The organism is Amycolatopsis sp. VS8301801F10, assembly GCF_046195355.1.
GTDB lineage: Bacteria > Actinomycetota > Actinomycetes > Mycobacteriales > Pseudonocardiaceae > Amycolatopsis.
This window is the reverse complement of the sequence record NZ_CP176065.1, coordinates 4,160,197-4,184,848: the sequence shown is the minus strand read 5'-3', so window position 1 is coordinate 4,184,848 and position 24,652 is coordinate 4,160,197. Positions and strand designations below refer to the sequence as shown.

At 70.6% G+C, this 24,652-nt stretch carries 21 protein-coding genes; 8 read left to right on the top strand and 13 right to left on the bottom strand.

Annotated features, from left to right (window positions below; genetic code table 11):
* Nucleotides 1-17 precede the first annotated feature (17 nt).
* Genes F9C11_RS19715 through F9C11_RS19700 form a run of 4 tightly spaced genes read right to left on the bottom strand, consistent with a single transcriptional unit; the run spans nt 18 to nt 3,125 of the window.
* The gene (locus F9C11_RS19715) at nt 18-857 is read right to left on the bottom strand and encodes an ABC transporter permease (RefSeq protein ID WP_409186336.1); all 840 of its coding nucleotides are present in this window, start codon (nt 855-857) and stop codon (nt 18-20) included.
* Nucleotides 857-1,660 carry an ABC transporter permease gene (locus F9C11_RS19710; RefSeq protein WP_409186335.1) on the bottom strand — a complete coding sequence of 268 codons (804 nt, stop codon included), beginning with the start codon at nt 1,658-1,660 and terminating at the stop codon, nt 857-859. The genes F9C11_RS19715 and F9C11_RS19710 overlap by 1 nt, the downstream gene beginning before the upstream one ends.
* Complete coding sequence (locus F9C11_RS19705; protein WP_409186334.1) at nt 1,660-2,601, bottom strand: ABC transporter ATP-binding protein; 942 nt, start codon at nt 2,599-2,601, stop codon at nt 1,660-1,662. Before F9C11_RS19705 ends, F9C11_RS19710 begins: the two co-directional genes overlap by 1 nt.
* A 47-nt stretch (nt 2,602-2,648) precedes the next feature.
* Nucleotides 2,649-3,125, bottom strand: a complete 477-nt coding sequence (locus F9C11_RS19700; RefSeq protein WP_409186333.1) for a MarR family winged helix-turn-helix transcriptional regulator — start codon at nt 3,123-3,125, stop codon at nt 2,649-2,651.
* 225 nt (nt 3,126-3,350) lie between these two features.
* Here F9C11_RS19700 and F9C11_RS19695 point away from each other — a divergent pair, with 225 nt between their 5' ends.
* Entirely contained in the window at nt 3,351-3,533 is a 183-nt protein-coding gene (locus F9C11_RS19695; RefSeq protein WP_409186332.1) for a hypothetical protein, read from the top strand.
* 35 nt (nt 3,534-3,568) lie between these two features.
* On the opposite strand, the gene F9C11_RS19690 is transcribed toward F9C11_RS19695, so the two are convergent.
* The 5 genes from F9C11_RS19690 to F9C11_RS19670 form a co-directional block, all read right to left on the bottom strand.
* Nucleotides 3,569-6,904, bottom strand: a complete 3,336-nt coding sequence (locus F9C11_RS19690) for a phosphodiester glycosidase family protein (RefSeq protein WP_409186940.1) — start codon at nt 6,902-6,904, stop codon at nt 3,569-3,571.
* Nucleotides 6,905-7,029: 125 nt separating this feature from the next.
* Nucleotides 7,030-7,755, bottom strand: coding sequence for a maleylpyruvate isomerase family mycothiol-dependent enzyme (locus tag F9C11_RS19685; protein WP_409186331.1), 726 nt, complete (start codon nt 7,753-7,755; stop codon nt 7,030-7,032).
* Between the two features lie 242 nt (nt 7,756-7,997).
* Nucleotides 7,998-8,408 (bottom strand): nucleoside-diphosphate kinase, encoded by a 411-nt coding sequence (gene ndk / locus F9C11_RS19680; protein WP_009081097.1) that lies wholly within the window; start codon nt 8,406-8,408, stop codon nt 7,998-8,000.
* 70 nt (nt 8,409-8,478) lie between these two features.
* Nucleotides 8,479-10,038: an alkaline phosphatase D family protein gene (locus tag F9C11_RS19675; protein ID WP_409186330.1), complete on the bottom strand. Its 1,560-nt coding sequence runs from the start codon at nt 10,036-10,038 to the stop codon at nt 8,479-8,481.
* 97 nt (nt 10,039-10,135) lie between these two features.
* Nucleotides 10,136-10,612, bottom strand: coding sequence for a GNAT family N-acetyltransferase (locus F9C11_RS19670; RefSeq protein ID WP_409186329.1), 477 nt, complete (start codon nt 10,610-10,612; stop codon nt 10,136-10,138).
* A 53-nt stretch (nt 10,613-10,665) separates the two neighbouring features.
* On the opposite strand from F9C11_RS19670, the gene F9C11_RS19665 reads away from it, so the two are divergent.
* A complete protein-coding gene (locus F9C11_RS19665; RefSeq protein WP_409186328.1) occupies nt 10,666-11,046 on the top strand; it encodes a VOC family protein in 381 nt (126 codons plus the stop codon).
* Here the strand turns inward: F9C11_RS19665 and F9C11_RS19660 are convergent.
* Nucleotides 11,037-11,441 (bottom strand): DUF4233 domain-containing protein, encoded by a 405-nt coding sequence (locus F9C11_RS19660; protein WP_409186327.1) that lies wholly within the window; start codon nt 11,439-11,441, stop codon nt 11,037-11,039. The genes F9C11_RS19665 and F9C11_RS19660 overlap by 10 nt on opposite strands.
* Nucleotides 11,438-13,111: a bifunctional tetrahydrofolate synthase/dihydrofolate synthase gene (gene folC / locus F9C11_RS19655; RefSeq protein WP_409186326.1), complete on the bottom strand. Its 1,674-nt coding sequence runs from the start codon at nt 13,109-13,111 to the stop codon at nt 11,438-11,440. The genes F9C11_RS19660 and folC overlap by 4 nt, the downstream gene beginning before the upstream one ends.
* Before the next feature lie 168 nt (nt 13,112-13,279).
* On the opposite strand from folC, the gene F9C11_RS19650 reads away from it, so the two are divergent.
* On the top strand, nt 13,280-13,912 hold the full coding sequence (locus F9C11_RS19650) for a class I SAM-dependent methyltransferase (protein WP_409186325.1): 633 nt from the start codon (nt 13,280-13,282) through the stop codon (nt 13,910-13,912).
* Nucleotides 13,913-14,007: 95 nt separating this feature from the next.
* Nucleotides 14,008-14,883, top strand: a complete 876-nt coding sequence (locus tag F9C11_RS19645) for an SGNH/GDSL hydrolase family protein (RefSeq protein ID WP_409186324.1) — start codon at nt 14,008-14,010, stop codon at nt 14,881-14,883.
* A gap of 269 nt (nt 14,884-15,152) precedes the next feature.
* Here the strand turns inward: F9C11_RS19645 and F9C11_RS19640 are convergent, their stop codons facing one another.
* The gene (locus F9C11_RS19640) at nt 15,153-17,780 is read right to left on the bottom strand and encodes a valine--tRNA ligase (protein WP_409186323.1); all 2,628 of its coding nucleotides are present in this window, start codon (nt 17,778-17,780) and stop codon (nt 15,153-15,155) included.
* Between the two features lie 60 nt (nt 17,781-17,840).
* Between F9C11_RS19640 and F9C11_RS19635 the strand changes: the two genes are divergently transcribed.
* From F9C11_RS19635 to F9C11_RS19620, 4 genes are all read left to right on the top strand, one after another.
* On the top strand, nt 17,841-18,182 hold the full coding sequence (locus F9C11_RS19635) for a hypothetical protein (protein ID WP_409186322.1): 342 nt from the start codon (nt 17,841-17,843) through the stop codon (nt 18,180-18,182).
* A gap of 278 nt (nt 18,183-18,460) precedes the next feature.
* Complete coding sequence (locus F9C11_RS19630; RefSeq protein ID WP_409186321.1) at nt 18,461-18,907, top strand: MarR family winged helix-turn-helix transcriptional regulator; 447 nt, start codon at nt 18,461-18,463, stop codon at nt 18,905-18,907.
* 72 nt (nt 18,908-18,979) lie between these two features.
* Nucleotides 18,980-20,323, top strand: a complete 1,344-nt coding sequence (locus F9C11_RS19625) for an MFS transporter (protein ID WP_409186320.1) — start codon at nt 18,980-18,982, stop codon at nt 20,321-20,323.
* A gap of 46 nt (nt 20,324-20,369) precedes the next feature.
* Nucleotides 20,370-22,682, top strand: coding sequence for an FdhF/YdeP family oxidoreductase (locus tag F9C11_RS19620; RefSeq protein WP_409186319.1), 2,313 nt, complete (start codon nt 20,370-20,372; stop codon nt 22,680-22,682).
* A 495-nt stretch (nt 22,683-23,177) separates the two neighbouring features.
* On the opposite strand, the gene F9C11_RS19615 is transcribed toward F9C11_RS19620, so the two are convergent.
* The gene (locus F9C11_RS19615) at nt 23,178-24,599 is read right to left on the bottom strand and encodes an LCP family protein (protein WP_409186318.1); all 1,422 of its coding nucleotides are present in this window, start codon (nt 24,597-24,599) and stop codon (nt 23,178-23,180) included.
* Between the last annotated feature and the right edge of the window lie 53 nt (nt 24,600-24,652).

The following is a 24,652-nucleotide window of genomic DNA, read 5'->3' as shown; positions in this document are numbered from 1 at the left end:
ACCCGGCCCCGTCCCGTTCAGGTAAGCAGCAGCTTCGCGATCCTCCTTGTCGCGCCCCAGATCCCGATCGCCGCCAGCACCAGCAGGTACGCCAGGTTGCCCAGCATGCTCCACGAGAAGATGCCGGTCGCGAGCCCGCGCATCAGTTCGATCCCGTGGTAGAGCGGGAAGCAGCGGACCAGCCACTGCAGCGCTTCCGGGTAGACCGTGATCGGGAAGAACGTGGTGGAGAACAGGAACATCGGCATCAGGACGAGCTGGATGTAGTCGAACTGCGACGTCGACTTCAGGAAGCTCACCAGCGCGATGCTGATGGCCGCGAACGCGAACGACACGAGCAGCGCGGCGGGCAGGAGCAGCAGCGCCCACCACGACGTGAGCAGCCCCATCACGCCGGTGACTGCCAGGAACGCCACCGAGTAGAGACCGCCGCGCATCATCGCCCACGCGATCTCGCCGAGCGCGACGTCGAGCGGGCCGATGGGAGTGGCCAGCATCGCGTCGTAGGTCTTGGCGTAGCGCAGTTTGAAGAACAGGTTGTACGTGCACTCGAAGACCGCGCCGTTCATCGCCGACGACGCCAGCAGCGCGGGCGCGACGAACGCGACGTAGCTCATCGGCTGCCCGTCCGGACCCGGCACGGTGGTGACCAGCTTGCCGAAGCCGACCTGGAACGCGAGCAGGTAGAACAACGGCTCGAGCGCGCCGGACGCCAGGATCGTCCACGAGCGTCCGTAAACGGTGAGCGCGCGTTCGATCAGCGCGGTGGCGCGCCCGCTGTACATGCCCGCGGGCAGGACGCGGAGCAGAATTCCCCGCCGCTGCGGGAGAATCGGAGCGGTTCGCAGGTCGGTCATCACGCCACCAGCCGTCGGTAGAAGCCGCGGTGCGCGATCGCCCAGCCGATCGCGACCAGCGCGGCCAGATACGCGAGGTGCCCGAGCACCGGGAGCAGTTCGCGCCCGCCGAGCGTGGCGGCGCGGGACAGCTCGGTGCCGTGCCACAGCGGGGAAATCCAGGCGAGCCAGCGCAGGTACAGCGGCAGCTGGGCGATCGGGAAGAACGTGCCGGAGAACAGGGTCATCGGGATGACGACGAAGCGGAAGAGCAGCCCGAACCGCTGTCCCTCGTCGAAGGTCCACGCGGCGAGCGCGGCCATCAGCGACCCGCAGGCGAGCCCGGTGAGGACGCCGACGAGGATCACCAGCAGCGCTCCCGCGTTGGCCCAGGCGCCGAACAGCAACGCGATGAGCGCGTAGACCGCGCCGGACAGGGCGAGCCGCAGCGCGGTCCAGATCTGGTGGCCGCCGAGGACCTGGCCCGGCGACACCGGCGTCGCGGTGACCGCCAGATAGTCCTTCTGCCATTTGAATCCGCTGAGCACCGGATAACTCGATTCGCTGACGCCCTGCTGCGCCGCGCCTGCCACGAGCAGCGCCGGGGCGACGTACATCAGGTACGACACGCCTCCGGTCGCCGGACCGGCTTGGACCTGCGAGCCGAAGCCGAGCCCCATCGCGGCGAGGAACAGCACCGGTTGCAGGCCGGTGGAGTAGAGCGTGCTGAGCCAGTGCCTGCGGTACCAGGTCCAGTGGCCCTCGACGCGCAGCCAGGCGCCGTGGAACCGGCCGACCACGCGGCCGGTGGCGGGAACGGTCATCAGTCCACCAACGTCCGGCCGGTGAGGCGGAGGAAGACGTCCTCCAGGGAGCTGCGGCGGACCAGGCTCGACAGCGGGCGCAAGCCGCGTTCGTGGGCGCGCTCGAGCGTGGCCTCGCCGGTCATCGTGTAGAGCAGCACCCGGTCCGGGAGGACTTCGACGCGTTCGGCCAGCCCGTCGAGCCGGTCGGCCGCGCCCTGCTGCTCCCCCGGCGCGAACCGCAGTTCGACGACTTCCCGGGTGGAATGCCGCGCGATCAGCTCGGCGGGCGAGCCCTCGGCGGCGATCCGGCCGCCGTCCATGACGACCAACCGGTCGCAGAGCTGTTCTGCTTCGTCCATGTAATGGGTCGTGACGATCAGCGTGGTGCCGCGCGCCTTGAGCCGGAAAAGCCTGTCCCACAACAGATGCCGCGCCTGCGGGTCGAGCCCCGTGGTCGGTTCGTCGAGCAGCAGCAGTTCCGGGTCGTTGACCAGGGACCGGGCGATGGTGAGCCGCCGCTTCATGCCGCCGGACAGGGAGTCGACCGGTTTCTCGGCCCGGTCGGACAGCTGCGCGAACTCCATCAGCTCGACCGCTTTCTTCCGCACGTGCGCGCGGGAGAGGCCGAAATAGCGGCCGTAGACGTGCAGGTTCTGCCGGACGGTCAGCTCCACGTCGAGGTTGTCCTCCTGCGGCACCACGCCCAGCCGCGCGCGGATCCGCGGCCCGTCGACGTCCGGGTCCATGCCGAGGACGCGCAGATCGCCGTCGCTGCGCGGGGACACGCACGCGATCATCCGCATCGTCGACGACTTCCCGGCGCCGTTGGGCCCGAGGAAGCCGAACGCCTCCCCCGGCCGCACCTCGACGTCGACGCCGCGTACTGCCTCGAATTCTCCGAACCTTTTGACCAGCGCCTTCGCTTGCACGAGCGCGGGTTCCGCTGCCGACTCTCCCACGAGGAACGACAGTAGAGGGAGGGACCGACAATTCTCGACCGGTTTGCTCAACCGCCGGACGGATCGAGCGCACCGATCGCCCGCCACAACGTCATCCGGCACCGGTCCAGCTCCTCGCGCCCCACCGCCTCGGCCATCCGGGATTCCAGCGCGCGAACGGCTTCCGCCGCCGCCTCCGCCAGATCCCGGCCCGCCGCGGTGAAATCGACGAGTTTCGCCCGGGCGTCGGCGGGGTCGTCGCGGCGAGCGAGATAGCCCCACGCGACGAGTTCGTCGATCACCGGCCCGGTCGTCTGCTTGGTCGTCCCGAGAAGCCGGGCGACGGCGACCGCTCGCGCCGGTCCGTCCTCCAGCGACGCGAACACCCGCAGATGGACCGCGCGGATCCGGGCGTCCCGTCGCTGCACTTCGGCGAGCACCCCGGCGGTCACCGCCTGGGCGAGCCGCCGGGCCAGCGCGCCGAGCCGCGACGAGCCGGTCAGCGCGACGAGGGCGGGCGGCTCCGGAGGGCTGCTTCTTGACACACCCGTCAGGCTACCTTACTTTTTTGGTCAGGTTACCTGACCGTTTGGAGGCTCGGCCGTGCTGCTCTCCCCCGCGGTTTCGCAGGCCCGTTCCCGGCTGCTCGGCTCGATCCTCGCCCTGTCGGCGGCGACCCACGTGAGCCAGCTGGCCGTCTACGGAACCGGTTCGGACACTGTCGGATCAGCGGCCTTCGGGCGGTCCTTTACGCGGCGATCGCGGCGGGAGTGTTCCGGCGAGCGCGACCGGCCTTCCTCGCGGCCGCGATCCTCCCGGCGATCGGCGGACTGCTGGGGCTCTACCGGCTGGTCGCTGTCCATCCCAACCCGTTCAGCGTGTTCCACCCGATCCTCGACGTCGTGATCGTTCCGCTCGCGATCAGCCTTTGGCGCGGCGCCACGCGGAAATAGCGGGGCGGCCCGAAGACCGCCCCGCCCGCGACAGCTCAGCGCACCGTCACCGGGACCGAGCGGGTCGCCCCGTTCACCGTCACCGAGATCTCCGCCGTCCCCGGGCGTAGGCCCCGCACCGTCCCGGTGGCCGGGTCGAGCGAAACCACGTCCCACGGCGCGGGCGGCCAGCTGCCGACGTGCACCCCGCGACCGCCCCACACCGCGCTCACCGGGTACGCCACCGGAACCGACCGGCTCTCCTGCGTCACCGCGGCGGTCACCTTTCCGGTCCCGCCCCACGAAAGAGTGCCGGGGCCGGTCACCGTCAGCGCGTCGACGTTCGGGCGCGTCTCGAAGCGCACCGGCTGGCTGCGGTCCGCGGGGTCGACCTGCACCAGGGTCCAGCCGACGAAACCGCCGTCGCCGGGGGCCGCGGCAGGGGTCTTGCCCGAGTTGCCGTTCACGAGGTACGGCACGCCGTCCGTACGCGACAGGCCGAACACTCCCGCGTGCGAAGCCAGCGAAGCAGCCGGTTTGCCGGACTTCTCCTCGAAACCGGTCAGCCACGTCTGCAGCAACGCCGCCTCTTTCCGGTCGCCCAGCTGCGAATTGCCGGTCGGGCTCGGGTCCTTTACCGGGTGGTGCATCGCGACGACCATGCCGCGCACCGAACGGTCCTGCGCCGCGTTGTCGAGCGCCTCGCGCATCATGCGCACCTGGTCGAAGCCGCCCGCGCGCAGCGAACCCCGCGAGGAATCCATCAGGATCAGCCGTACGCCGTGCACGTCGACCACGCGGTGCGTTTCCCCGAAGGCAGCCTGGAAGTTCTTCAGACCGTCGCCGCCCTCGGCCTCGTGGTTGCCGGGGACGTAGTACCAGGGGACGCGGCCGTCCAGTTCCTCCGTGATGATCTTGCGGGCCAGGACGAAGTCCGGCGCGGTGCCGCGGTCGACGAAGTCGCCGTTGAGCAGCACGAGATCCGGTTTCGCCGCGACGGCCTCGCGCAGTGCCCGGCGGGCTTGGGCGACCAGGGGGCCGTCCGGGGCGTCGGCGGTGAACTGGGCGTCGCTGACGACCGCGATCTTCAGTCCGCCCTTGCCGAGCGTGCCGTTGGCGACCAGAGCCGGGTCCGGAACGGCCGGATCGTGCGGCACCGCGGTGGTCGGCGCGACCTCGAAGGTGAGATCGTTGAAGACCAGCTTGCCCTCGTATTGCTTGCCTGCCACGGTTTCCACGGCATAGAACCGGGTGAGCCGCTGGCCGTCCGGCAATCCGGCGGGCACCGCGGCGGTCACGTACCGCCAGCCGGTCCAGTCGACGCTGCGCGAAAGGTCCACAATGGACGCGGTGTTGGCTCCGTCGCGGAGTTCGGCGCGGATCCAGGCGCCCTTGCCGTCGCCGTTGATCCACATGCCGATCTTCTGCGTGCCGGCCGGCACCGGGATCGGGTTGGCCGCGTTGACATACGCGGCGCGGGTTGCGGTGATGCCGGTGAGCCGGTAGTCGAGCGCCAGGCCCTTGCCGCCGTTGCGGCCGTCCGCCGACGACAGCGCGGCGCCCACGACCGCCGGGTACACGGTGGCGGACCAACCCTCCGGGCCGGCCAGCGGAGCCGCGACGCGCGCTTCAGCGCCCACCGAAGCCGCCAGGTGCATGGTCTTCCCGCCCGCGTGCACGGTGACCGCGGTAGCCCCGGAGGCGGTCTTCGCGGTGACAGCGAATCCCTTGCCGGACGGTTCGATCTTCACCACGGCGGGGTCGTATTCCAGCTTCACGTCCGACGGTTCGATCCAGGTGCCGTAACCGTCCGCGTCGTAGCCGTAGACCTGGAACTCGCCGCGCGCTTCCGCACCGGACAGCGCGACCTGCTTGGTGCTCGCGCCGAGACGGACCGGCTTGCCCAGCACGGTCAGCTTCGTGCGGCCGTTCACGAACTTCTGGTGCGCGGTGACGGTCACGTCGACCCGCGCGTCCGGGTGGAGGAAGTCGGGCTGCGCGGTGAAAATGTTCTTCGTGACGGTGCCGCGGAACGGGTTCGACGTAGTCCAGAACGGCCGCGACGCCACTGCGGCACCCGTCTCGTCGTGGCCGTTCGGCACGAGCGCACGGCTCAAGCCGGACAACACGCGGGTCGAGTTGTCGCCCTCCTGCGCGGGGGCGGGCGCGAAGCCGGTCAGCCGTCCGCTGCCGGGCACGGTCGCGATGCCGATGCCGTTGGGCACCAAGCGTTCCTCGCCGTCCGAAGGCGAGTTGCGCACCGCCGGCGCGGCTTCTCCTTCGCCACGCGCGAGCAGCGTCGAGGAGCCGCCGCCGTCGAGGTTGATCGCGTCGTCGGCACCGAGCCGTTTCAGCTGCCGGGCCATTTCCAGCTCGGTCATCCCGCGGCTGTCGGCCTGGCGGCCGTCGACCGTGACGAGCCACATCCGCTTGCCGTCAGCGGAAAACCCGACGCCGGTACGCGGGGCGAGGGTGACGTCGTCGAGCTGCTGGAGCTGCCCGTCCTTCAGCAGCGTCTTGTTCCCGCCGACCGCGACCGCGATCTTGCCCGCGTCGGTCCGCGGCGCGTACGAAACGCCCACGCGGTCACCGGCGTGCAGCGCCGACAACGCATCCGCGCCAGCTTCCCGGCCGAGCAGCAGCGTGCTGCCCGCCGGAATCGGGCCGTCGGCAGGCTTCGGACGCACCTGCGTCACGACGCCGTCGCGGACCTCGACCTCGGCAACCCGCTGTGCACCGGCAACCGATGTCGCGCGCGCCGAAGCTCCCCAGAGCGGCGTGTAGACGCCAAGCGCGTCCTTCGCGAGCACCGGGCTGTTGAAGTTCGTAGCCGGAACCGCACGGCCGTCCGGCAGCGTGACCGACGCTTCGAGGAAGATGTCGGCGAGCTTCGCGCGACCCTCGGCGGTGATCGCGGCAGTGGTGTTGTGCCCGGAAGCAGGCGCGTTGTGCAGCTCGCTGTTGTCGATGCCGACGCCGAGCGGCGCGCCGGAGGCGTTGATGTCGAAGAAATCGCCGTTGACGCCCGCGACCGCACCGGCGCGAGCGACCTGCTGGGACAGCGGGGTGCGCGCGGAAACGGTGCCCGGGCTGAGGTAGGTCGGCTTCAGGACCTTGCTGGTGAGGTCGACGCTCAGCGCGTCGCCGCGGATCCAGCCCTTCGGGTCGAAGCGGTCGAACTGGGTGAGGTTCAGACCAGGCGCCACCGCGTTGGTGGCGCTGCTGGTCTCGAGGCCGTCGTCGGCGGCGGGCGCCGCGGCGACGGCCGGGGCCTCCCGGGCCGAGGAGAAGGCGGCGGCGCTCTCGACCGGCGGCGGGCCGAGCGGAGCGGAGAGCGGGTCGGCCTGCGCCGGTGTGGCCAGCGGCAGCACCAGCAAGGCGCCGAGCAGCACGGATCTTGATCTTTTCACCAGGTACCCCACAGTCGCGAAAATGGCTCAGCTCAGCCAAATCCATCGGCGCGACCGCGGGAAGTCCCCGCGGTGAACGGGACCTGAATGGGCGCAGGATTATCCCCTCAAGGGGTCATGCGCGCGGCGAGGAACTCCTTCGCGACGGCCTCGTCGCCAGCGATCTCCGGCTGGCTGTCGGTGCGATTCCACAGCAGCACCAGCAAATCCTGCGCGGGTGCGGTGACGGTGGCCACCGCTTCGCCCTCGCCCAGCTCGGGCGGTTCGCCGGGCACGACGGTCCACGAGTGCCCGGTGTCGGCGGTGCGCAAGGTGATCGGCGCGGCCAGCGGAACCTCGTGCTTCCAGCGCGCGACGCGCGGCAGCATCGTGCCGAGCACCTCGTCGACGCCGTCGGCCGCGATCAGCGGATCGAGCCGCGGAGTTACGCCGCGCGCACCGAACAGATCGACCAGATGGACGGCAGTTTCGTGCACCTGACGGCGGAACCAGAACGCTTTCGTCTTCTCCGCGGCGCCGAAAACCCAGCACTCTGCGGCGGCATCGGCCGCGTCGAGCGCGTCCAGCAGTTCGGCGGCGCTCTCGGCGTACCAGGGCGCGAGGTCGTCGCCCGGCGAGACGTCGAATTCCTGCTTGCTCAGCTCGCCGGTGCGGACGATCCCGGCGGCCCACCGGTGCACGTTGCCCAGGTGCGTGACGAGGTCGCGCTTGGTCCAGCCGCCGCAGTGCGGGACCGGCTTGTCGAGGTCGCCCGGCGCTTCCTCGGCGAAGGCGGAGGTGAGCGAGCGCAGATAGGGCAGGTAGTCGCGCGGCGGCAGCGGAAGAGCAGTCACCGGTGGAGGTTAACCGATCTGCTGGGTTCCGAGCACCGGCAATAATCGCAGCGCCCCGGCGAGCCCGGAGCGGCGGCGAGTTCGTGGAGATGGTTCCGTCCGACAGCGTGGCTGCTGAGCGATCGCGTCCTACGCCACCGGCGCCGTCCCGCGAGTCGACGGCGGCGCCGGGGTCTGAGAAAACGCGAACGCCGGGCCGGGACCGAAGTCCCAGCCCGGCGTCGCGGGGGTTCAGCGCCGGATCACAGGTCCGGGAACCACAGCTTCAGCTCGCGCTCGGCCGACTCCGGCGAGTCCGAGCCGTGCACCAGGTTGTACTGGGTCTCCAGCGCGAAGTCGCCGCGCAGGGTGCCCGGGGTGGCCTTCTCGACCGGGTCGGTGCCGCCGGCGAGCTGGCGGAACGCGGCGATCGCGCGCGGGCCCTCGACGGCGATCGCGACGAGCGGGCCGGACGTGATGAACTCCAGCAGGTCGCCGAAGAACGGGCGCTCCTTGTGCTCCGCGTAGTGCTCCTCGGCGACGGAGCGCTCGACGGTGCGCAGTTCCAGCGCGGCCAGCTTCAGGCCCTTGCGCTCGATGCGCGAGACGACCTCGCCGACGAGGCCGCGCGCGACGCCATCGGGCTTGACGAGGACCAGCGTGCGTTCAGTCACGACGGTATTTCTCCTTGTGCGGATTCGTGTTATTCGGCGGTGAGCCTATCCGACGCCCTTTCCGGGCCGGTCAGCGCCGCTGCGGCCGCAGCGTCTTCGACCACAGCGAGGCCCCGGTCGCGTCGCGCAGGTCGACCGTCAGCTCGCCGCTCGCACCGTCCACATTCACCTCGCCGAAATGCTGGAATCCTTGCAGCGGCGAGGAATTCTGCGTCTGCGGGGCGTGCACGAACACCGCTTCCGGACCGAATGTCGGGTCGAGTTTGTTCGGGCCGAAGGCGCCGGCGTTGAGCGGTCCGGAGACGAATTCCCAGAACGGGTCGAAGTCCTGGAACGCGGCGCGCTCGGGCGAATAATGGTGCGCGGCGGTGTAGTGCACGTCGGCGGTCAGCCACACGACATTGCGCACGCGGTGCCGCGAGATCTGGCTCAGCACCCAGGCCAGTTCGGTCTCGCGGCCGCCGGGCGCGCCGGGCAGACCGTTGGCGACCGCCTCGATGTCCTTGCCGTCCGGGACGATCAGGCCGATCGGCATGTCCGCCTGGACGATCTTCCAGGTCGCGGTGCTGCGCCGGAGCGCGTCGGCCAGCCAGCGGGCCTGGGCCTCGCCGAGGATGTGGCCCGGCTTGGCCCGGTCGGAGGTGTTGGCGTCGCGGTAGGTGCGCATGTCGAGCACGAAGACCTCGACCCGGCTGCCGTAGCGGAAGTTCCGGTAGACCCGGCCGTCGACAGCCTGGCGGCGGTCGATCGGATGCCATTCGTGAAACGCCTGGAACGCGCGCCGGGCGAGGACGTCGGCCCGCTTTTCGGTGTATTCGGGGCGGTCGTTGAGGATTTCGCCGGGGTACCAGTTGTTGACTACTTCGTGATCGTCCCACTGGACATAAGCGGGCACCTCCGCGGCGAACCGGCGGAAATTGGCGTCGAGTCGGTTGTACGCGTGCTGGCCGCGGTATTCGTCGAGGGTTTCGGCGACCTTCGACTTCTCCGGCGTCACGATGTTGCGCCAGGTGCCCGCGCCGCCGGGCAGCGTGACGGTTTCGGTGAGCGGGCCGTCGGCGTACACCGTGTCGCCGCTGTGCAGGAAGAGGTCCGGGCGGCGGTCGGCCATCGCGGAGAAGATCGTCATGCCGCCGAGCGCCGGGTTGATGCCGTAGTTCTGGCCGACGACGTCGCCGCTCCACAGGATGCGGGTGTTCGCGCGGCCGGCCGGCGCGGTGGCGAACCGGCCGGCGACCGGTTCGCTCGCGCCGCGGCCGTCGAGGTCCACGGCGGTGACGCGGTAGTGGTACTCGGTGCCCGGGGCCAGCCCGGCGACGCGGACCTTGCCGGTGCCGCCGGTGGCGGGCGTGACGAACGGGCCGGGCACCCGGCGGGCGTGCCGGAACGACGGGTCGCGCGCGACCTCGACCATCAGCCGCGCCGGGCGGTCGGCCCGCGACCACACGATGCCGGAGCCGGTGGTCACGTCCCCGGACGCGACGCCGTGGGCGAGCACCGGACGGTCGCGGCGGATCAGCGGCGCGGCCGAGGCGGCGCCGGGCAGCAGCAGGCCGCCCGCCGCGGCGAGCGCGGGGACGGCGATCCCGGCTTTGAGCACGGAGCGCCGGGAAGGGGTCGTTTCGGTCATGGCGGCCGTTCTATCCGGCGACCGCGGCCAAGCGGCCAACTCGGGTTGGCCGCCGGGTGAACGGCTCACCCGGCAGGAGGAAGCTCACAGCCGGTCGTCACGCTCGGTGTGCTTCCCGCACCATCTCGTGCTCGCAGGGGCCTTCCTGGGCAGGACGCGCCACGAACCCGTGCCGCTCGTACAGGGCCAGCGCGTGCTCGTTGCCGCCCGCGACGCGCAAGGCCAGCTCGGCTGCCCCGCGTCCTTCGCTCCAGCGCACGACGGCCCGGACGAGCGCGTCCCCGACACCCCTGCCGCGCGCCGACGGGGCGACCCACATCGAGAGCAGCTCGGCTCGGTCGCCGCGTTCGGAAAGATGCGCGCTGACCATCCCGGCCGGCACGCCGTCGAGGTCGGCCAGGACGTTGAGCGCCACGTCGCGCAGCCGGGCCCGCCAGCGCGGTTCGGCGTCGTTTTCGCCTTGCCAGTCCGCGAGTTTCGAGCTGAACGCCTCCGGGTCCTCGCGCAGCGCCGCCAGCCGGAGGTCGCGCCACTCCGCCCAGTTCTCCGCGCTCAGCTCGCGCACCACGATCACACTTGCACCGTCGCCGTGGCGGCCCGGCCGTTACAGCGGAATAGGGTGAAACCATGCGCATCGACCGGCTCGACCACCTCGTCCTGACCGTCGCCGACCTGGCCGCGACGGTCGATTTCTACACCCGCGTCCTCGGCATGACCGAGGTGACGTTCGGGGCCGGCCGCACGGCGTTGGCGTTCGGCGCGAGCAAGATCAACCTGCACGAGGCCGGGCACGAGTTCGAGCCCAAGGCGGAGCGGCCGACGCCGGGCAGCGCGGACCTGTGCCTGATCACGGCCGATTCGCTGGAGCAGGTCGTGGCGGACCTGGCCGCGCACGGGGTGCCGGTCGAGGAGGGCCCGGTCGACCGCACCGGCGCGACCGGGCCGATCCGCAGCGTGTACTTCCGCGACCCGGACCGGAACCTGATCGAGGTCAGCGTCTACCGCTGAGCCTGCGGCTGCTGGCTCGGCAGGGTCCCGGCGGCCATCCGGCGCGCGACGTCGCGGCGCAGCCACAGGAACCACAGGAACGCGGCCAGGAAGATGATCCCGATGATCGCGATCGCCGGCTGCGTGACGCCGACCGCGATGATCGCCAGCTGCAGCAGCAGGATCACCGGCACTGCCCAGACGTGCTTGAGCATCCCGCACAGCACGATCAGCACCACGGCCAGCGCGATGACCGTCCAGCCGGTGAAGCTGGTGATGCCGCCGCCGAGTTTCGCGACGACCGGCAGCGCGAGCGCGACGGTGATCGCCTCCATGATCAGCGTGCCCGCCATGACCCCGCGGAAGCCCTTCATCGGGTCCTTCGCGGGCGGTTTGACCGGGGTTTCCTCGCTCATGCCGGTTCCTTCCCGAACAGCGTGCGCGCGTCGCCCGCGGTGACCACCGAGCCGGTCACCAGCACGCCGCCGCCCGCGAGCGGTTCCTCCGGGTCGTCGTTCTGCTCCACGAGGCCGATCGCGGTCTCGATCGCGGTCTCCAGATCTCCTTCGGCGAGCACGCGGTCCTCGCCGAAGATCGACACGGCCAGCTCCGCCAGGTCCTCGACCGGCAGCGACCGCGGCGACGAACTGCGCGTGACCACGACGTCGGACACCACCGGCTCCAGCGCGTCCAGGATGCCGCGCGCGTCCTTGTCCGACAGCACGCCGACGACCGCGACGAGCCGGCGGAAGTTGAACTCGTCGGCGATCGTCGCGGCGAGCGCCCGAGCGCCCATCGGGTTGTGCGCGGCGTCGACCAGCACCGCCGGGGCGGCGCGCACGCGTTCGAGCCGGCCCGGGTTCTCGACCTCGGCGAACGCCTCGCGCACCGCCTCGACCACGAGCTGCTTGTCTTTGCCCGCCCCGAAAAACGCCTCGACCGCGGCCAGCGCGAGCGCCGCGTTCGCCGCCTGGTGCGCGCCGTGCAACGGGAGGAAGATGTCGTCGTAGACGCCGCCGAGGCCCTGCAGTTTCAGCAGCTGCCCGCCGACCGCGATCTCGCGTTCGAGCACGCCGAACTCGCTGCCCGCGCGCGCCACCGCGGCGTCGACCTCGACCGCGCGCTTCAGCAGGACCTTCAGCACCTCGGGGTCCTGTTCGCCGATCACCGCGACCGATCCGGGCTTGATGATCCCGGCCTTCTCCGCGGCCGCGTCGACCGCCGTCGGGCCGAGGTATTCGGTGTGGTCCAGTCCGATCGGCGTGATGACCGCGACCTGGGCGTCGGCCACGTTCGTCGCGTCCCACGCGCCGCCCATGCCGGCTTCGAGCACCGCGGCCTCGACCGGGGCGTCGGCGAACGCCGCGAACGCCATCCCGGTGAGCACCTCGAACTTGCTCATCGGCACGCCGTCCTCGCTCGCGCCGTCCACCATCGCCACGTACGGCGCGATGTCGGAGTACAGCTCGGCGTAGCGGGCGGCGGAGACCGGGCGGCCGTCGAGCGCGATCCGCTCGGTGACGAGCTGCAGGTGCGGGCTCGTGTAGCGGCCCGAGCGCAGGCCCATGCGGGTCAGCAGCGAATCGACCATCCGCGCGACCGAGCCCTTGCCGTTCGTGCCCGCGACGTGCACCACCGGGTAGCCGCGGTTCGGTTCGCCGAGCAGCGTCACCAGCGCCTGGATCCGGGCCAGCGACGGTTCGAGCTTCGTCTCCGGCCAGCGCTGGTTCAGCTCGGCCTCGGCGGCCATCAGGTCGCGGCGGGCCTCCGGGCCGTTCTCGTCGCCGAACTCGGCGGGCGCGCCCTCGTCGTCCAGCTCGTGCAGCTCGGCGCCCTCCTCGGGACGCAGGTCCGGGACCGGGCCGAGAGCCAGGTTGTCGCCGAGCTGGCCGATGCCGCCGATCCCGCCGCGCGACCCGCCGCCGACGGTGTAGGCCGCGTCCGGCGCGTCGAGGTCCGGCTCCAGCTCGCCGCCGTCGTCGTCCTCGCCGTGCGCCAGCGCGCCCAGTTCGTCGACGCCCGCGAAACTGTCCGGATCGGCGAGATCCGGCCGCCGGGTCTCCTCGGGATCCTCACCGCGCGGCACTCGTGCACTCCTCGAAGTCGTTGTCCCGGCGCGGTCGCGCGACCGGGAAGACCAGGCGAAAGGTTCGGCCCGGCACACCGTCGAGCGTACCCGGGGCCGCCTCGCGCCCGGCGGCCCCGGGGCCTCGGCGCGATCAGGCCCGCGGCGATCCGTGGCAAGGTCGGGCGCATGCCCTTCGACCACAACCACCACTACCACCCGGCCCTGCTCCGGCTCGTGCCGCCGGGCCCCGGCCGAGCCCTGGACGTGGGCTGCGGCGACGGCCGGTTCGCCCGCAAGCTGGCCGCCGCCGGGATGACCGTCGAAGGCATCGACACGTCGGCCGAAATGCTCGCCCGGGCCACCGCCGCCGGTTCCCCCGGACCAGGCACGGTGGAGTACCGCCGCGCGGACGCAACCAGCGCATCCCTGGAACCCGAGTCCTACGCCTACATCTCCTGCCTGGCCTCCCTGCACCACGTCCCGTTCGAAACCGTCACCAGGCTGCGCGCCGCCCTGGCCCCCGGCGGCGTCCTCGCCGTTCTCGGCTGCGCCCGCCCCAGCCGCCCCGGCGACTACGCCCGCGAACTCGTCGCCGCCCCCGCGAACGCACTGGCGAGGCTCGTCGTCTTCGCCGGAGACCTCCTCAACGGCGGCCCGGACCCGGTCGCCAAGGCCCCGGTCCAGATGACGTTCCCGCCGCTGAACGACGTCCGCCGCGACGCCGCACGCCTGCTCCCCGGCAGCACAGTCCGCCCGCTGCTGTTCTGGCGGTACCTGCTGGCCTGGCGGAAGCCCGCGAATCACCCCGCAGCAGGGTGAAAACCGGCCCCGACCACCCGATCGGCGGAGAGCGGAAGCGCCCGCGGCGCCGAAAGCTAAAGCGGGTTCGTACCGCTAGGGAGGACGGGTTTCGCATGCGCATCATCCGAATAGTGCTGGCGGCGATCGCCGCGATCGCACTGCTTCTGTCGACGACGGCGGCCGCGAGCGCCGCGCCCCGGCACTACCGCCACTACGTCGCACTGGGCGACTCGTACACGTCGGGCCCACTCATCCCGCTGCCCCGGCTGGATCCGTTCGGCTGTTTCCGCTCGACGTCCAACTACCCGTCGCTGCTCGCGGACTCCCTCGACGTGGACCGCTTCACCGACGTCAGCTGCGGCGGCGCGAACACGTCGCACATGACCGCCCCGCAAAACGTCCCGCTGGGCCAGAACCCCCCGCAGTTCACCGCGCTGCGCCCCGAAACCGACCTGGTCACCGTCGGCATCGGCGGCAACGACTCGGGCCTGTTCGGCAAACTGGTGGACACCTGCCCGACCCTCCGGGACTCGGACCCGACCGGAAACCCGTGCCAACGGCACTTCACGGTAGACGGCGTAGACACGATCAAAGCACTGCTGCCGAAAACGCAAGCAGCCATCCAGCAAGTACTGGCCGGAATCCACGCCCGCTCGCCACACGCGAAGGTGCTGGCCATCGGCTACCCGCGCATCGCCCCCGCGGAAGGCTACTGCCCGAACGTCCTGCCCTTCGCGAACGGCGACTACGCCTGGCTCTCCAGCGTGGAAGAAGGCCTGAACGCAGCAGTAAGCAACGCAGTAGCAGCGGACGGCAAATCGTCCTATGTGGACACCTACACCCCGTCCCTCGGCCACGACGCCTGCAAACCCCAAGGCGTAGCCTGGATCAACGGCAAAGACCTGAACCTGCTGGCCGCAGCCCCCTACCACCCGTTCTACGCAGGAATGGCAGGCGAAGCACAAGTAATCCGCCAAAAACTCCGCTAAAAAAACGTGAGTGGCCCCGAGGGAATCAATTTCCCTCAGGGCCACTCACGTCCCTAAAAACAGGCACCGATGCACCCAAAAATCGAGGCACCCAGCCCCTCCCCCGCACCCCGATACGAAGCCCCCCTGCGGTTCGGGGGTGCTTGTCAAGGCATCTTTCCCGCCTTGACAAGCACCCCCGAACCGTCAGCACAATCAAGCTTCGGGGTGCCCCACGCAACCACTCAAGGCGCAATGTCGCCCGCCAGGGCGACGAGCCGCCGATGACCTCAAGAAGCAGGCAAAGCAGCCAACCGAGCCTCAATCCGCTCAATATCCGCCACCGCAGTCTCCCGCCGCACCTTGATCTTCTCAATCACCTGCTCAGGCGCCTTGGCGATAAACGCGTCATTCCCCAGCTTCCCCTCAGTCTGCGCCAATTCCTTCCGCGCAGCCCCGAGATCCTTCTCCAGCCGCTTCCGCTCCGCAGCGACGTCAATAGTGCCGGAAGTATCCACCTCGACCGTCACCACGCCGCCAGCCAACGCGACCTCCAACGAAGCGCTGGCAGAGAACCCCTCCCCAGGCTCAGTAAGCCGCACCAGCGACCGAATCCCGGCCTCGTGCCCAGCCGGAACCGCCTCCCCGACCAGCCGGGCCGCCACCTTCTGCCCCGGCTTCAGCCCCTGATCCGCCCGGAACCGCCGGATCTCGGTAATCAGCTTCTGCACGTCAGCGATCCGAGCGTCCGCCACCGGATCCGCATATCCCTCGACCGCCGACGGCCAAGCCGCGACGACCAACGACTCCCCGCCGGTCAAGGCAGTCCACAACTTCTCCGTGACGAACGGAATGAACGGATGCAGCAACCTCAGCACCGTGTCCAGAACCTGCCCAAGCACCTTCCGCGTAGCCTCGACCCGCGCGGAATCCCCTTGGTACAGCTGAACCTTGGCCAGCTCCAGATACCAGTCGCACAGCTCGTTCCACGTGAACTGGTACAACGCGTTGGCGACCTTGGCGAACTGGAAGTCCTCGAACAATCCGTCCACTTCGGACACCATCGCCGCGAGCCGCCCGAGAATCCACCGATCCGGCTCGGTCAGCTCGGCGGCCTCCGGCAGCGCCCCCTCGGCGGTCGCCCCGTTCATCATCGCGAACTTGCTGGCGTTCCACAGCTTCGTGCAGAAGTTCCGCGACCCGGCGGCCCACTCGTCGGCCAACGCCATGTCCGCCCCCGGGTTGGCCCCGCGAGCCAGCGTGAACCGGGTGGCGTCCGCCCCGTAAGCGTCCATCCACTCCAGCGGATCGATGACGTTCCCGCGCGACTTCGACATCTTCTTGCCGTTGGCGTCGCGAATCAGCCCGTGCAGGTACACGTGATCGAACGGCTGCTTGCCGTCCATCTCCTGCACGCCGAACATCATCATCCGGACGACCCAGAAGAAAAGAATGTCGTACCCGGTCGACAACACGCTGGTCGGATAGAACTTCGCGAGATCCGCGGTCTCCTCCGGCCACCCCATCGTCGACATCGGCCACAGCCCCGACGAGAACCACGTGTCGAGCACGTCCGGATCCTGCGTCCAGCCGTCCCCGGACGGCGGCTCCTCGTCCGGCCCCACGCACACGACCTCGCCGTCCGGCCCGTACCAGACCGGGATCCGGTGCCCCCACCACAGCTGGCGCGAAATCGTCCAGTCGTGCATGTTGTCGACCCAGTCGAAGTACCGCTTCTCCAGTTCCGCCGGGTGAATCTTCGTGCGCCCGTCGCGCACCGCGTCGCCGGCGGCCTTGGCCAGCTCGGCGACCTTGACCCACCACTGCAGCGACAGCCGCGGCTCCACGACCGTGTCGCAGCGGGAGCAGTGCCCGACCGCGTGCACGTACGGCCGCTTCTCCGCGACGATCCGGCCCTGCTCGCGCAGCGCGGCGACCACCGCGGGGCGCGCCTCGAACCGGTCGAGGCCCTCGAACGGACCGGGCACGGTGACCTCGGCGCGCTCGTTCATCACGGTCAGCATCGGCAGGTCGTGGCGGCGGCCGATCTCGAAGTCGTTCGGGTCGTGCGCGGGGGTCACCTTGACCGCGCCGGTGCCGAACTCCGGGTCGACGTGCCGGTCGGCGACCACCGGGATCTTCCGGCCGGTCAGCGGCAGCTCGATCTCGGTGCCGACCAGGTGCGTGTAGCGCTCGTCGTCCGGGTGCACGGCCACCGCGGTGTCGCCCAGCATCGTCTCGGCGCGCGTGGTGGCCACGACGATCGAGGCGTCGCCGTCGCCGTAGCGGATCGACACGAGTTCGCCGTCGTCGTCGCTGTGGTCGACCTCGATGTCCGACAGCGCCGTCTGGCAGCGCGGGCACCAGTTGATGATGCGCTCGGCGCGGTAGATCAGGCCCGCGTCGTAGAAGTTCTTGAACACCGTCTGGACGGCCTTGGACAGGTTCTCGTCCATGGTGAAGCGCTCGCGCGACCAGTCGACGCCGTCGCCGAGCCGCTTCATCTGCCCGAGGATCTTGCCGCCGTACTCGGCCTTCCACTCCCAGACGCGCTCGACGAACTTCTCGCGGCCCAGGTCGTGCCGCGAAAGCCCTTCGCCGGCCAGCTGGCGCTCGACGACGTTCTGCGTCGCGATGCCCGCGTGGTCCATGCCCGGCAGCCACAGCACCTCGTAGCCCTGCATCCGGCGGCGGCGGCTCATCGCGTCCATCAGGGTGTGGTTGAGCGCGTGGCCCATGTGCAGGCTGCCGGTGACGTTCGGCGGCGGCAGTACGATCGAGAACGGCGGCTTGTCCGACGAGGCGTCAGCCGTGAAGTACCCGGCCGCTACCCAGCGGTCGTACATCGGGGCTTCCTCGGCGGCCGGGTCCCAGGCACCCGGAAGGTCGGTTTTCTGCTGCGGAGCGTTCTCGGTCACAATGGACAAGTCTACGAACCCGCCGCGGCGGGGTTACGCAGGGGGAAAGGCGGTGCGCCGATGACTCGGCCGGAGGATCCGGACGACCGGATGGAAACCCATCCGGACCTCATGGACCCGGAGTGGCGCAAGCACGCCCAGCGGGACGCGTGGCTCGGCGCCAAGAAGGACCTGAAGAAGCGGCGCAAGCGCGAACGCCGCAACGCTCCGTCACCGGTGTACGGCCGCGGCGGCGCGGTGCCGAGCCGCTGGCCGGGCATCGCCGCGATCGTCGGGCTGGTGCTGCTGCTCGCCGCGGCGATCGTGGTGCACCAGGTGCAGCCGGTCGGCGTGAACGACGGGAAGATCGGGTACATCGTCGGGCTCGGCTCCTCCGCCGGGACCAGCAGCCAGCCGCTCTAGGACGCGGCTCTCACATCCAGGATCGCGGCGCCGATCCTCTTCACCGTCACCAGCCGCTTGACTTCCTTGCCCGGAAGGCAGCGTCGCTGCTGACGCGTACCGCCCTTTCACCGTGGCGCCCAGCTCGGGCCGGAGCGGGGACAGCCATGTCCATCTCGACGCTGTCGTCGTCGATCTTCCGCACCGAGGGGCCCGATGCCGCCCTGGTCACCGGGCTTGCCGGGACCAGCCTTCGGCCGAGGATGCACAGGCTGAACTCAACAGGCTAGACTGTGCTTATGTCCGAGGAGCCGTCCGTCCCGCCCCGCGTCGCCGAGTCCGCCGGCTGGATCCGCGGCGTCGTCGGCCAGCTGCACCGCAGGCTGCGGCAGGTCGACAACGCCGAGATCCTCACGCCGACCCAGACCGCGGTGCTCAACCGGCTGCACCGCGAAGGTCCCGGCACCCAGGCCGAACTGGCCGCCGCGGAGCACGTCCGGCAGCAGTCCATGGCCGCGACGCTCGGCGTGCTCGACTCGCTCGGCTACCTGAACCGCACGCGCGACCCGGCCGACGGCAGGCGCGTCGTGATTTCGCTGTCCGAACTCGGCGAGAAGACCGTCATCGGGATCCGGCAGCACCGCGACGAATGGCTCGCCGCCGCGCTGGCGGACGAACTCGCCGAAGACGAACTCGAAACGGTCCGGCGCGCGCTGCCGCTGCTGCAGCGGATCGCCCAGCGCTGACCCCGCCAACCCTGAGGAGCACTGACGAACACCGCGACCGCCCCCGCGAAATCCCGTTTCGGCGCGCGCCTGGTGACCCCGCTGGTCGCGAGCGCCGTGCTGAACCCGATCAACTCCACGCTCATCGCCGTCGCGCTCGTCCCGATCGGGCAGGCCTTCGGCGCCGGGCCGGGCCGCACCGCCTGGCTGATTTCCGCTTTGTACCTGGCCACCGCGGTCGGGCAGCCGGTCGTCGGACTGCTCGTCGACCGCTACGGCGCCCGGCGCGTGCTGCTCGGCGGCGCGTCCGTGGTGATGGCGGCCGGGATCGCCGGGATGATCCCGGTCTCGGTCGAATGGCTCACCGGCGTCCGGGCGGTGCTCGGCGTCGGCACCTGCGCCGGCTTCCCGGCCGCGATGGCGGTGCTGCGCCGGCGCGCCGACGAGATCGGCGAGGGCGTTCCCGCGCGGGTGCTGTCCGTGCTGGCGATGTCCGCGCAGACCATCATGGTGATCGGCCCGACCCTCGGCGGCGTGCTGATCGCGCTCTTCGGCTGGCCCGCGATCTTCGCGGTGAACCTTCCGCTGGCGGGCGTTTCCCTCGTGCTGACCCTGCTGTGGGTGCCGAAGGACACGCCGGCGGAGAAGCCGGCCGAGCGGATCGACGTCGCCGGGATCGCGCTGTTTTCCGCCGCGCTGCTGGTGTTGCTGTGCTACCTGATGGAGCCCGGCGTCGGCGATCTGTGGCTGCTGGCCGCGGCGATCGTGCTCGGCGGGCTGTTCGCGCGGGTCGAACTGCGCGCCCGGAAGCCGTTCATCGACCTGCGGATGCTGGCCGCGAACGGCCCGGTGCTGCGCACGTATTTGCGGCAGGCGCTGAGTTTCCTGGCGATCTACACGATCATGTTCGGCTACGTGCAGTGGCTCGAGGAGGCGCGCGGGTTCGCCGAATCCGCCGCCGGGCTGCTGCTCCTGCCGATGTCCGGGATGGCGGTGGGCGCGGCCGCGCTGTCCGGCCGGCCGACCGGCGTCCGGCTGCGGCTGCTGCTGGTCGGCGTCGCGCTCCTGGCCGGTTCGGTCGCGCTGCTGTTCGTCGACGACGGCACCGCGCTGATCTGGCTGCTCGTGCTCGCCGCGTTGTTCGGCCTGGCGCAAGGGCTCACCAGCGTCGCCAACCAGACGACGCTCTACCGCGAAACCCCGGCCGAAACGATGGGCACCGCGAGCGGGCTTTTCCGGACCGCGCAATACCTCGGCGCGATAGTCGCGGCCACGGTCATCGCCCAGTGCTACGGCGGGCACGCCGATTCCGGCGGGCTGCACCGGCTGGCCGTCGTGCTGGTCGTGACCAGCGGGTTGCTGCTGGTCGTGACCGCCGCGGACCGCGCGCTGGCGAGGGCCGAACGCCGCGAACGCGACCGGCGGGCGGCGGTGTGACGACCCCCGTCTTGGGTTCCGCGGCGCCAAGGCGGACGATGTCCGCATGACTCGCGAAGCTCCGACTGGTGACGTGGACGAAGCCCGCCTCGAAGTGGGCAAGCCGAAAGGCTGGGCGGCCGGAATCCCGGGAGTCGCGGTCTCGCTGGCGCGCGGGGTCGAGCAGATGGGCCCGGTCCGCACCGCGCGCACGCTGCGGCTGCTGAACCAGCGGGACGGCTTCGACTGCCCCGGCTGCGCGTGGCCCGAACCGCGGCAGATCGACGGCGAGAAGCGCAAACTGGCGGAGTTCTGCGAAAACGGCGCGAAGGCGGTCGCGGAGGAGGCGACGAAACGCCGGGTCGGCCGCGAATTCTTCGCCGCGCATCCGGTGTCCGAGCTGAACGAGCGCACCGACTACTGGCTGGGCCAGCAGGGCCGGCTCACCGAGCCGATGGTGCTGCGCGAGGGCGCCTCGCACTACGAGCCGATCTCCTGGGACGACGCGTTCGGCCTGATCGCCGACGAGCTGCGCGGCCTGGCGAGCCCGGACGAAGCGATCTTCTACACCTCCGGCCGCACCAGCAACGAAGCCGCGTTCGTGTACCAGCTGCTGGTCCGCTCGTTCGGCACGAACAACCTGCCGGACTGCTCGAACATGTGCCACGAATCGTCCGGCGCGGCGCTGTCGGCGACCACCGGCATCGGCAAGGGGTCGGTGTCGCTGGCCGACATCCACCAGGCCGACCTGATCGTGGTCGTCGGCCAGAACCCGGGCACGAACCACCCGCGGATGCTGTCCGCGCTGGAGCAGGCGAAGGGCCACGGAGCGAAGGTCATCGCGGTCAACCCGCTCCCCGAAGCCGGGCTGATGCGGTTCAAGAACCCGCAGAACGTGCGCGGCGTCGTCGGCAAGGGCACGCCGCTGGCCGACGAGTTCGCGCAGATCCGGCTCGGCGGCGACCTCGCGCTGTTCCAGGCGGTCGGGCATCTGCTGCTGCGGTGGGAGGACGCCGCGCCGGGGTCCATTGTGGACCGCGAGTTCGTGGAGAAGTCCACGCACGGTTTCGAGGACTGGGCCAAGCAGCTGCGCGAGATCGACTGGCCGGAGACCGAGAAGGCGACCGGTCTGGCCCGCGAGCAGATCGAGCGCATCGCGCGGATGATCGCCACGTCCGAGCGCACGATCTACTGCTGGGCGATGGGCTTGACCCAGCACAAGCACGCGGTGCCGACGATCGCCGAGGTGGTGAACCTCGCGCTGGTGCGCGGGATGATCGGCAAGCCGGGCGCGGGACTGTGCCCGGTGCGCGGCCACTCGAACGTGCAAGGCGACCGCACCATGGGCGTGTGGGAGAAAATGCCCGAGTCGTTCATGGACGCGCTCGAGGCCGAGTTCGGCATCACCGTGCCGCGCGAACACGGCTGGGACACCGTTGATTCGATCCGCGCGATGCTCGACGGCCGCGGCAAGGTGTTCTTCGCGATGGGCGGCAATTTCGCCTCCGCCACCCCGGATTCCGACCGGACCGCGGACGCGCTGCGGTCGTGCTCGCTGACCGTGCACGTGTCGACTAAGCTCAACCGCTCGCACGTCGTCCCCGGCCGCACCGCGCTGATCCTGCCGACGCTCGGCCGCACCGAACGCGACGAGCAGGAATCCGGCCGCCAGTTCGTGACGGTCGAGGATTCGATGTCGCAGGTGCACGCCTCGCGCGGCCGGCTGGCCCCGGCGAGCGACGAACTGCTGTCCGAGGTCGCCATCGTGTGCCGGCTGGCGGAGCGACTGCTGGGTGCCGACCATCCGGTGCCGTGGCGGTCGTTCGAGAAGAACTACGACCTGATCCGCGACCGCATCGCCGCGGTGGTGCCGGGCTGCCACGACTACAACCGCCGCGTCCGCGAACCGGACGGCTTCGTGCTGCCGCACGCCCCGCGCGACTCGCGGGAATTCACCGGCACGGCGACCGGCAAGGGCACGTTCACCGTGTCGGAACTGGAGTACCCCTCGGTGCCCGAGGGCCGGTTGCTGCTGCAGACGCTGCGCAGCCACGACCAGTACAACACCACGATTTACGGCCTGTCGGACCGCTACCGCGGCATCGAGGACGGCCGCCGGGTGGTGTTCGTGCACCCGGACGACCTGGCCGCGCTGGGGGTCGCGGACGGAGAGATCGTCGACCTGGTCTCGGAATGGCGGGACGGGGACCGGCGAGCGCCCAGCTTCCGCGCGGTGGCGTACCCGACGGCGCGAGGATGCGCGGCGGCGTACTTCCCGGAGGCGAACGCGTTGGTGCCGCTGGATTCTGTCGCGGAGAAGTCGAACACGCCGGTGTCGAAAGCCGTGGTGGTTCGGCTGGAACCGCATCGGCACGGGTGACCTGCCCGGGGGCGGCGGTTCGTGCCTTGGCCGTCGCCCACTCCGCGGCAGAAGCCCAGCCGGCTGCGATCGGATGGGCCTTAGGCGGGGTTACACCGGTGCCGAAAGCCGTGGTGATCCCGCTGGAACTGCACCGCCACGCCTGACCCGCTCGGGGCGGTCAGCACCTCGGCCGCCGCCCACGACACATCAGAAGCCCAGCCGGCTGCAGCTGGCTGGACTTTAGGCGGGACTGCGCCGGTGCCGAAAGCCGTGGTGATCCCGCTGGAACCGCACCGCCACGCCTGACCCGCTCGGGGCGGTCAGCATCTCGGCCGCCGCCCACGACACATCACAAGCCCATCCGGCTGCAGCCGGATGGACCTTAGGCGGGGCTGTGCCGGTGCCGAAGGCCGGTCAGCACCTTGGCGGCCGCCCACGACGCGGCACAAGCCCATCCGGCGCGAACCGCCCGGACCTGATGCGAGGCTGCGCCGGTTCCCAACTCACCCGGCGTCAGTCGATGCAGTTGTCGCCGTCGGAAGTGACGGGCGGCGGCTGGTCGGCCTTCGCCGGGGCGCCCGCCGCGGATCCGCCGTCTGACACTCCCGGTCCGGAGTAGACCTTCCCGAGCACCACCTGGATGTGCCCGGCCGGGACGTCCGCTGATTCCTTTGTGGACAGTCCGCCCAACGCCTTCGCCACCTCCGCGCCCTCGGCGGCCAGTGCGGCCGGGTAGCGCACGATCGACGTGCGCTGCGACGGTGCGTTGCCCGCGGCGGTCGCGGCGAATCCCTTGCCCTTCAGCACATCCGCGACCCGCGCCGCCAAGCCGGATGCTTCTCCTGCGTTGGAGATCTCCACCGCCGCCTTCGCCGCACCCGCTGGGGCGGCCGGCGGCGCGGCGCCGATCAGGCTGGCCGCGAACGCTTTCACCTGCTGCGGGTCCACCTGCACCGCGGTCGCTGTCGGATGGGACTTGTCGTAGCGGTAGTCCTGGTTGACCACCGGGATCGTCGTGAACTGGATGCCGCCGCCGGACACCCCGCGCATTTTCCCTACGAAGTCCAGGATGTTCCACGACTGGTCCAGCACCACCGACCGCTTCACCGCGTCGATGAGGTCGCTCAGCTTGCCCGGGTCGGCGAGCGTCCCGGCCGAGAGCACCTCGTGCGCCATCGACGCGAGGAACACCTGCTGCCGCCGCATCCGGCCGAAGTCGGTGCCGGGCAGGTTGTCGCGCTGCCGCACGAAAGCCAGCGCGGCGCCGCCGGAGAGCCGCTGTTTGCCCGCCGGGAAGTCCGCGCCCGAGTTCTCGTCCTTGGTGGCCTTCTTCAAGCACACCTCGACCCCGCCGACGGCCTTGCTGATCTCGGAAAAGCTCAGCAGGTTGACCTCGGCGTAGTGGTCGATGGTGACGCCGGTGAGGTCCTCGACGGCCTGCCGCGTCGCCTTGCGCGCCGCGGTCATCGATTCCTGCTCGATCTTGTCCTTGTCGGTTTCCCCGGCCGCGCGCAGCCTCGACGCCTCGGCCGCCTTGCCGCGGCCGAACGCGGCGTTGATCTTGCCTTTGCCGCCGGGCATCGAGACATACGAGTCACGCGGGATGGAGAACGCCTTGACCTCCTGCTGCCCGTCCGGGATCCGCAGCACGATCAACGTGTCGGTCAGGTCGTCGCCGTTCGCGCCCGCGCGCAGTTCCTGCAGCACGCTCTGCGGCAGCGGATTCCCCTGCGGATCCTTGCGCGCGTCCCGGCCGACCAGCAGGATGTCCATCGCCCCGTCGGCGTGCTTCTGGCCTTCGTCCACCGATCCGCCGCCGATCACGTCGCTGCGCGTGATGTCGTCCAGCGCGCTCAGGGTCGAAAACCCGTAAGCCGTTCCGGCGAACACCACCGTCGACAGCGCTCCGGCGATGACTTTTCCTGCGATCCGCACGCCCCTCTGGACGTCCGGCGGCCCGGATCTGCTGCATGCGTGACTCAGCTCAC

Excerpts from the sequence above, each read along its gene's own strand:
- F9C11_RS19715 (WP_409186336.1), bottom strand. The coding sequence starts at position 857 with ATGACCGACCTGCGAACCGCTCCGATTCTCCCGCAGCGGCGGGGAATT.
- F9C11_RS19710 (WP_409186335.1), bottom strand. The coding sequence starts at position 1,660 with ATGACCGTTCCCGCCACCGGCCGCGTGGTCGGCCGGTTCCACGGCGCC.
- F9C11_RS19675 (WP_409186330.1), bottom strand. The coding sequence starts at position 10,038 with ATGACCGAAACGACCCCTTCCCGGCGCTCCGTGCTCAAAGCCGGGATC.
- F9C11_RS19665 (WP_409186328.1), top strand. The coding sequence starts at position 10,666 with ATGCGCATCGACCGGCTCGACCACCTCGTCCTGACCGTCGCCGACCTG.
- F9C11_RS19660 (WP_409186327.1), bottom strand. The coding sequence starts at position 11,441 with ATGAGCGAGGAAACCCCGGTCAAACCGCCCGCGAAGGACCCGATGAAG.
- F9C11_RS19650 (WP_409186325.1), top strand. The coding sequence starts at position 13,280 with ATGCCCTTCGACCACAACCACCACTACCACCCGGCCCTGCTCCGGCTC.
- F9C11_RS19645 (WP_409186324.1), top strand. The coding sequence starts at position 14,008 with ATGCGCATCATCCGAATAGTGCTGGCGGCGATCGCCGCGATCGCACTG.
- F9C11_RS19635 (WP_409186322.1), top strand. The coding sequence starts at position 17,841 with ATGACTCGGCCGGAGGATCCGGACGACCGGATGGAAACCCATCCGGAC.
- F9C11_RS19630 (WP_409186321.1), top strand. The coding sequence starts at position 18,461 with ATGTCCGAGGAGCCGTCCGTCCCGCCCCGCGTCGCCGAGTCCGCCGGC.
- F9C11_RS19620 (WP_409186319.1), top strand. The coding sequence starts at position 20,370 with ATGACTCGCGAAGCTCCGACTGGTGACGTGGACGAAGCCCGCCTCGAA.